The 7,616-nt window shown below is 58.6% G+C and carries 7 protein-coding genes; 1 reads left to right on the top strand and 6 read right to left on the bottom strand.

Translation table 11 applies throughout. The annotated features are described in order from the left end of the window. Window positions 1–69: 69 nt before the first annotated feature. From ugpB to livK, 6 genes are all read right to left on the bottom strand, one after another. A complete protein-coding gene (ugpB, locus tag AC6CWS_RS20360) occupies window positions 70–1,386 on the bottom strand; it encodes a sn-glycerol-3-phosphate ABC transporter substrate-binding protein UgpB (protein ID WP_065883165.1) in 1,317 nt (438 codons plus the stop codon). A 271-nt stretch (window positions 1,387–1,657) separates the two neighbouring features. Next, entirely contained in the window at window positions 1,658–2,371 is a 714-nt protein-coding gene (gene livF / locus AC6CWS_RS20365) for a high-affinity branched-chain amino acid ABC transporter ATP-binding protein LivF (protein WP_004145133.1), read from the bottom strand. Window position 2,372: 1 nt separating this feature from the next. Next, entirely contained in the window at window positions 2,373–3,140 is a 768-nt protein-coding gene (livG, locus tag AC6CWS_RS20370; protein WP_023291227.1) for a high-affinity branched-chain amino acid ABC transporter ATP-binding protein LivG, read from the bottom strand. Next, complete coding sequence (gene livM, locus AC6CWS_RS20375; protein WP_004202111.1) at window positions 3,137–4,414, bottom strand: branched chain amino acid ABC transporter permease LivM; 1,278 nt, start codon at window positions 4,412–4,414, stop codon at window positions 3,137–3,139. The genes livG and livM overlap by 4 nt, the downstream gene beginning before the upstream one ends. Next, window positions 4,411–5,337 (bottom strand): high-affinity branched-chain amino acid ABC transporter permease LivH, encoded by a 927-nt coding sequence (gene livH, locus AC6CWS_RS20380; protein ID WP_002920807.1) that lies wholly within the window; start codon window positions 5,335–5,337, stop codon window positions 4,411–4,413. The genes livM and livH overlap by 4 nt, the downstream gene beginning before the upstream one ends. Window positions 5,338–5,398: 61 nt before the next feature. After that, window positions 5,399–6,508: a high-affinity branched-chain amino acid ABC transporter substrate-binding protein LivK gene (livK, locus tag AC6CWS_RS20385; RefSeq protein ID WP_048298510.1), complete on the bottom strand. Its 1,110-nt coding sequence runs from the start codon at window positions 6,506–6,508 to the stop codon at window positions 5,399–5,401. A 423-nt stretch (window positions 6,509–6,931) separates the two neighbouring features. On the opposite strand from livK, the gene panM reads away from it, so the two are divergent. Next, complete coding sequence (panM, locus tag AC6CWS_RS20390) at window positions 6,932–7,315, top strand: aspartate 1-decarboxylase autocleavage activator PanM (RefSeq protein ID WP_023291228.1); 384 nt, start codon at window positions 6,932–6,934, stop codon at window positions 7,313–7,315. Window positions 7,316–7,616 lie beyond the last annotated feature (301 nt).

Genomic DNA, 7,616 nt, shown 5'->3' on the forward strand with positions numbered 1-7,616 from the left:
CGCCCTACCCGGCCTACATAAGGCACATCGTAGGCCCGGTAAGCGCAGCGCCACCGGGCAAGTTACAGATTACGATTTGGTCGCTTGTTCGAAGCGGCGCAGCAGCTGGTTCCCACGCTGAACGGCGGAATCCAGCGCCTGTTGCGGGGTTTTCTTGCCGGTCCACACGCTCTCCAGCTCTTCATCGACGATGGTGCGGATTTGCGGCATGTTGCCCAGACGCAGACCTTTGGTGAACGGCAACGGCGGCTTGTTCAGCATCTGGCGCGTGGCGATATCGGCGCCCGGGTTCTTATCATAGAAACCCTGCTGGCGGGTCAGATCGTAGGCCGCGGTGGTGATCGGCAGATAGCCGGTTTTCTGGTGCCATTCGGCGGCATTTTCCGGTTTGGTCAGGAAGTCGAGGAACTTCGCCACGCCGGTGTAGGTCTCTTTGTCTTTACCCTGCATCACCCACAGGCTGGCCCCGCCGATGATGGCGTTCTGCGGCGCGCCTTTCACGTCGGCATCGTAAGGCATCATGCCGACGCCGTAGTTAAATTTGGCGTACTGGCGGATATCGGCCAGCGAGCCGGACGAGGCAGTGGTAATGGCGCAGTCGCCGTTATAGAACTTTTCGGTGGACTCGTCTTTACGCCCGAAGTAGCTGAAATCGCCCTTCTTGTTCATCGCTTCGAGCAGCGCGATATGCTTCACCTGCTCCGGCTTGTTGAACTCAAGAACCGCGTCGGTGCCGTCAAAGCCATTGTTTTTCGTCGCCACCGGCAGGCCGTGCCAGGCGCTGAAGTTCTCAATCTGGATCCAGCCCTGCCAGCCGCTGGCGTAGCCGCACTTCATCCCGGCGGCTTTCAGCTTCGCGGTGTAGGCCGCCAGATCCTGCCAGGTCTTCGGCGGCTGCTCCGGATCTAAGCCGGCTTTTTTGAAGGCGTCTTTGTTGTAGTACAGCACCGGCGTGGAGCTGTTAAACGGCTGGGAGAGCAGATGGCCGGTTTTCGAATCGGTGTAATACCCGGCGACCGTCGGCACAAACTGCGATTCATCAAACGTGATGCCCGCCTCGCTGAACACCTGGTAGACCGGCTTAATGGCTTTTGACGCCATCATGGTGGCGGTACCCACTTCATACACCTGCAGGATCGCCGGCGCGTTGCCGGTACGGAAGGCGGCGATACCGGCGCTCAGGCTCTGTTCATAGTTGCCCTTGTATACCGGAACGATTTTGTAATCAGGATTGGCCGCGTTAAAGCGTTGCGCCAGAGAATCCACTTCTTTACCCAGTTCGCCTTCCATTGAGTGCCAGAACGGGATGGTGGTAACCGCCAGGGCCTGACCGGCAAAAGCCAGGCTCAGCGCCAGTCCTAAAGCTGTATGTCGTAACGATATCATCGGTTATCTCTCTTGTTGTGCCGGATGCGCGATTTCACGCGTTTTATGCTCGCGGGGTAACATGACATGTTCGAATTACAGAAAAATAACTTTTTTATTACAAAAAAAAGATAGTAACGGGTCAGAGAGATGACAAGCCGATGAAAGGACGGGGGAAGTAAAGTGGGAGCTGAGACACGGATAATAGTTGTGCGATCGGCTCCCGGGGTCGGCGCAAGCGCCTCGCCCGGGCTACAAACCGGCGAAGTGAACGACGCCGGGTTGCGATGAATTAACCGCCGAGATAGGCGCTGCGCACCGCCTCGTTGGCCAGCAGCGCGTCGCCGGTATCCTCCAGCACCACGTGGCCGTTCTCCAGCACGTAGCCGCGGTCGGCCAGCTTCAGCGCCTGGTTGGCGTTCTGCTCAACCAGGAAGATAGTCATCCCCTGCTCGCGCAGCTGCTCGATGGTATCGAAGATCTGCTGAATGATGATCGGCGCCAGCCCCAGCGACGGTTCATCCAGCAGCAGCAGACGCGGCTGGCTCATCAGGGCGCGGCCGATGGCCAGCATCTGCTGTTCGCCGCCGGACATGGTGCCGGCGCGCTGGATACGGCGCTCGTGCAGACGCGGAAACAGCTCATACACCCATTTGATGCGGGTCTGGAACTGATCGCGGTCGGCAAAAAAACCGCCCATCGCCAGGTTCTCTTCCACCGTCATTCGCGAAAAGACGCGCCGCCCTTCCGGGACGATCGCCACCGCCTCGCGCATGATCTTCGCCGTCTGCCAGTCGGTAATATCCTTACCGTCAAAGACAATACGCCCGCTGGAGGCGCGCGGATCGCCGCACAGCGTGCCGAGCAGGGTGGTTTTCCCCGCGCCGTTGGCGCCGATAAGCGTGACGATCTCGCCCTGTTTGATATGCAGGCTGACGTTGTGCAGCGCCTGAATCTTGCCGTAGTGGGCGCTGACGTTGTCAAAAGTTAACATCGCGTTTTCCATCTTATGCCTCACCAAGGTATGCGCGGATCACGTCCGGGTTATTACGAATCTCTTCCGGCGTCCCGTTGGCCAGCGGTGTCCCCTGGTTCACGACGTAGATGCGATCGGAAATGCCCATCACCAGCTTCATATCGTGTTCGATAAGCAGGATGGTGGTGTTGTGATGGTTACGCAGCTCGGCGATAAGCTCGTCCAGCTCTTTGGTCTCTTTCGGGTTCAGCCCCGCCGCCGGTTCATCGAGCATCAGAATTTCCGGCTGGGTGACCATGCAGCGGGCAATCTCCAGCCGGCGCTGGTCGCCATAGGCCAGGTTGCTGGCCTGCCGGTTAGCGTGCTCCAGCAGGCCGATACGCTCAAGCCAGGTGGCCGCGCGGTCCAGCGCTTCGCTCTGCGCCCGACGGAAGGCCGGCGTTTTCAGCAGGCCGGAGAAGAGCCCGGTTTTCAGCTGCTGATGTTGCGCCACCAGCAGGTTTTCAATCACCGTCATTTCGCGGAACAGGCGCACGTGCTGGAAGGTCCGCACCACGCCCATCCGGGCAATCTGCTGGCCCGGCAGCCCTTCCAGATGCTGGTCGCGCAGCAGAATGGTGCCGCCGGTGGGCTTGTAAAAACCGGTCAGGCAGTTAAAGACGGTGGTCTTCCCGGCGCCGTTGGGGCCGATCAGCGAGACGATCTCGCGCTCTTTGAGCTCCAGCGACACATTGTTGACGGCCAGCAGACCGCCGAAACGCATCATCAGGCCGCTGACGGATAATAATGGCTGACTCATGCCTGCTCTCCTTTCGCCTGACCGTTTTTCAGCTTCAACTGCACGCGCGTCATTGGCAGAAGCCCCTGCGGACGCCAGATCATCATCAGCACCATCAGGCCGCCGAGCATTAACATGCTGTATTCGTTAAAGTCACGCATCAGCTCACGCGACACCACCAGCAGAATAGCCGCCAGGATCACCGCGAACTGCGAGCCCATCCCGCCCAGCACGACGATCGCCAGTACAAAGGCGGACTCGGCGAAGGTAAAGGATTCCGGGCTGACGAAGCCCTGGCGCGCGGCGAACAGCGTCCCGGCGAAGCCGGCAAACGCGGCGCTGATGGTAAAGGCGGTCAGCTTGATGCGCGTCGGGCTCAGGCCCAGCGAACGACAGGCGATCTCATCTTCACGCAGCGCTTCCCACGCCCGCCCCAGCGGCATCCGCAGCAGGCGGTTGATAACGAACAGGCTCAGCACCACCAGCAGCAGCGCCACCAGATAGAGGAAAATGACCCGGTCGGAGGGATCGTATTTGACGCCGAAGAAGTTGCTGAAGGTATCCCAGCCGCCTTCGCGGGCGCTGCGGCTGAATTCGAGGCCAAAGAAGGTCGGTTTCGGGATCTGGCTGATGCCGTTTGGCCCGCCGGTGATTTCGGTATTGTTGAGCAGCAGAATACGCACGATCTCGCCGAAGCCTAAGGTCACGATCGCCAGGTAGTCGCCGCGCAGACGCAGCACCGGGAAGCCAAGCAGGAAGCCAGCCGCCGCGGAGACCAGGCCGGCCAGCGGCAGACAGGTCCAGAAGCCGAGACCGTAATAGTGGTTCAGCAGCGCGAAGGTATACGCGCCGATGGCGTAGAACCCGCCGTAGCCCAGGACCAGCAGGCCGGAAAGGCCGACCACCACGTTCAGCCCGAGGCCGAGAATGATATAGATCATCGTCAGGGTGGCGATATCCACCGTACCGCGCGACACCATAAACGGCCAGGCCACGGCAATCACCAGCAGGGCTATCAGGAACAACTTCTGCTTCACCGTCGAGCCGTCAATCGCCGGCATAATAAACTTCGGCCCGGAGACGTTCTTAACCGCTTTCTGAAACAGCGGCCGCAGCAGCTGGAAGAAAAAGACCACCGCGGTGCCGATGAAGATCCACTGCCAGCGAATATCGGCGGCGGTATCCACCACCAGTTTGGTGCCGTTCAGCTCCAGCTGCACACCCATAAAGACGCCCGCCAGAATGAAGAACATCGCAGCAGAGAGCAGCGCCATTGCAATTTGCATCGGTTTCATACTTTTTCCACCTCCGGGCGGCCCAGAATGCCGGTCGGCATCACTAACAGCACCAGAATCAGCAGCGCAAAGGAAACCACGTCCTTATATTCGGTGCTGAGATAGGCAGAAGAGAGCGCCTCGGCAATACCCAGGATCAGGCCGCCGATCATCGCGCCGGGGATACTGCCGATACCGCCGAGCACGGCGGCGGTGAAGGCCTTCATCCCGGCCATAAAGCCGATGTAGGGGTTAATCACGCCGTAGAACTGACCCAGCAGCACGCCCGCCACCGCCGCCATCGCTGCGCCGATGACAAAGGTCAGGGCAATGACGCGATCGGTGTTAATGCCGAGCAGGCTCGCCATTTTCAGGTCTTCGGCACAGGCGCGGCAGGCGCGCCCCATCCGCGAGTAGCGAATGAACAGCGTCAGGGCCAGCATGGCGATAAAGGTCACCACCCAGATCACCAGCTGCATGGTGGTGATCGTCGCGGAGAAGCTGTCGCTGTGGCCGACGACCCACTGGCCGTTAAACAGGCTCGGCAGCGCCACGTCGCGGGAGCCCTGGGTCAGGCTGACGTAGTTCTGCAGGAAGATAGACATCCCGATAGCGGAGATCAGCGCAATCAGACGCTTGGAATTACGCACCGGCCGATAGGCCACGCGCTCAATGCTCCAGCCGTAGGCGCTGGCAATCACAATGGCGCCCACGAAGCCGGCGGCGACCAGCAGCCAGCTGGTGTCGATACCCATCATCATCAGCGCGGCGATGATCATGAAGGAGACATAGCTGCCAATCATGTAGACCTCGCCATGGGCGAAGTTGATCATGCCGATAATGCCGTACACCATCGTATAGCCGATGGCGATCAGCGCGTAGGTACTGCCCAGCGTGACGCCGTTAAACATCTGCTGCAGAAAATAGAGAAACTGCTCGGACATAAGGTAACCTTTTTCAAACCGCCCGCGGATCGCGGGCGGAGGGATAACTCATCTTCAGCGCTTATTTCGCCGCGCTCGAAGAGCCGTCGGCGTGCCACTGGAAGACACCAAACTCAAATCCCTTCAGATCGCCTTTTTCATCCCAGGTCAGCGGCCCAATCACGGTTTTCGCCCCGTGCGCTTTCAAATCTTTGATTAAATCCAGCGGCTGCTGGCTGCCGGTTCTGTCCATCGCCTGCGCCAGCGACTGAACCGCGGCGTAAGTGATCCAGACATACGGCCCGCTCGGATCTTTCTTCTCCGCTTTCAGCGCGTTGACGATGGCGCTGTTGGCAGGGTCCTGATCGTAGCGTTTTGGCATCGTCACCAGCATCCCTTCCGCCGCGGCGCCCGCGATATTGGACAGCGAGGCGTTGCCGACCCCTTCCGGCCCCATAAACACGGTTTTCAGCCCCACGGAGCGCGCCTGGCGCAGCATCTGGCCCATTTCCGGGTAGTAACCGCCGTAATAGACGAAGTCGATGTTCTCTTTCTTCAGGCGCGCCAGCAGCGCGGAGAAATCTTTCTCGCCCGCGGTGATGCCGTCAAAGAAGACGATGTTGGCCCCGGCTTTTTTCAGGTTGTCCTGCACCGAACGCGCCAGCCCTTCGCCGTACTGCTGCTTGTCATGAATGATGGCGATACGCTGCGGTTTGACGTTCTCGACGATATATTTCGCCGCGGTCGGCCCCTGCGAGGAGTCGAGGCCGGCGGTACGCATGATGTACTGATAGCCGCGCTGGGTCAGCTCCGGGTTGGTCGCTCCCGGGGAGATCATCAGGATGCCTTCATCCTCATAGATATCGGAAGCCGGCTGGGTGGAAGAGGAGCACAGGTGGCCGATAACGTACTGAATACCGTCGTTGACGATTTTGTTGGCCACCGCGACCGCTTGCTTCGGATCGCAGGCGTCGTCATATTCGACGGCCACCAGCTTGTCGCCCTTAATACCGCCGCTGGCGTTGATGTCTTTAATCGCCTGACGCGCGCCGTTGAACTCCATGTCGCCCCACTGGGCCACCGGACCCGACATCGCGCCGACCACGGCGACCTTAATATCCTTGGCCATCGCCGCGTGCGACATCGCTAATGCGACAATGCCCGCGACGATGGTTTTCGCGTTCCTTTTCATGCTGCAGAACCCCGTTCGTGATGTGGTGTAAATGTTTTGTATTTTTATGGTTAAAAAGCATTCTGTGCTTTTATTAAACAACGCCATTTTTACCATTGAGTTTAATGGTTTAGCGCAGCTTTTCACTAAAAAACAGATTAAAATCTCTATTTTTCAGTCGATTAAGCAAAGATAATATTCTGTATTTTGCTGAAGATAAACAAAAAAAAGTCCATGCGGCAGCATAAAATAACGATACATAAGGCGGAATAAAACGCTGCACATTAGGTTAAAATCCTGCTTATTTTTCGATCCATGACGGATTGCGCTACCCCAACAACGCCAGGAAAACGAATCCCCTGATGTCTGCGCAAAAAACAGCGCTCCGCCAGACAGCAATTTTGGGTACACTGGCGCCTCTGTTTTGCACTGGACTTGCCGCCCATGAAACTGACTATTATCCGTTTACAGCACTTCAGCGATCAGGATCGCATTGATCTGGGGAAAATCTGGCCGTCGCAGGATCTGTCGACGCTGACCCTGGATGAAAACCATCGTCTCTATGCCGCTCGCTTTAACGAGCGCCTGTTGGGCGCTGTGCGCGTTACCCTGCGCGGCGTCGAAGGTGAGCTCAGCGATCTGTGCGTGCGTGAAGTGACCCGCCGCCGCGGCGTCGGGCAATATTTAGTGGAAGAGACATTGCGTGATAACCCGGCGATCAATAGCTGGCGCGTCGCCGACCGCGGGGTGGAAGACCGCGGCGTGATGGCGGCCTTTATGCAGGCGCTCGGCTTTAGCGCCCAGCAGACCGGTTGGGAAAAGCATTAAGCCGTAGCCCCAATAAGCGGAGCATGACCAAGGAAGAACCCGGCGGCGCTTCGCTTAGCCGGGTTACCTGGCAACTATAGCCCTGGTAAGCGCAGCGCGAGCGGGGCGCAGACCACGCATTAGCAGCGTGAAAGGCGCCCCACCCATTTAACTCAGCATTTCGCGTTGCAAAAAAGCGTCAAGACCCGACATCCCCGGGAGCTTACATCAGTAAGTGACCGGGGTTGAGGGGCGCAGACAACGCATTTGCAGCGTGAAAGGCGCCCTACCCATTTAACCCAGCATTTCGCGTTGCAAAAAG

It is taken from the genome of Klebsiella sp. M041 (genome assembly GCF_059759695.1).

Coding starts and splice junctions, on each gene's coding strand:
- livF (WP_004145133.1), bottom strand. CDS start 2,371: ATGGAAAACGCGATGTTAACTTTTGACAACGTCAGCGCCCACTACGGC.
- livG (WP_023291227.1), bottom strand. CDS start 3,140: ATGAGTCAGCCATTATTATCCGTCAGCGGCCTGATGATGCGTTTCGGC.
- livH (WP_002920807.1), bottom strand. CDS start 5,337: ATGTCCGAGCAGTTTCTCTATTTTCTGCAGCAGATGTTTAACGGCGTC.
- livK (WP_048298510.1), bottom strand. CDS start 6,508: ATGAAAAGGAACGCGAAAACCATCGTCGCGGGCATTGTCGCATTAGCG.
- ugpB (WP_065883165.1), bottom strand. CDS start 1,386: ATGATATCGTTACGACATACAGCTTTAGGACTGGCGCTGAGCCTGGCT.
- livM (WP_004202111.1), bottom strand. CDS start 4,414: ATGAAACCGATGCAAATTGCAATGGCGCTGCTCTCTGCTGCGATGTTC.
- panM (WP_023291228.1), top strand. CDS start 6,932: ATGAAACTGACTATTATCCGTTTACAGCACTTCAGCGATCAGGATCGC.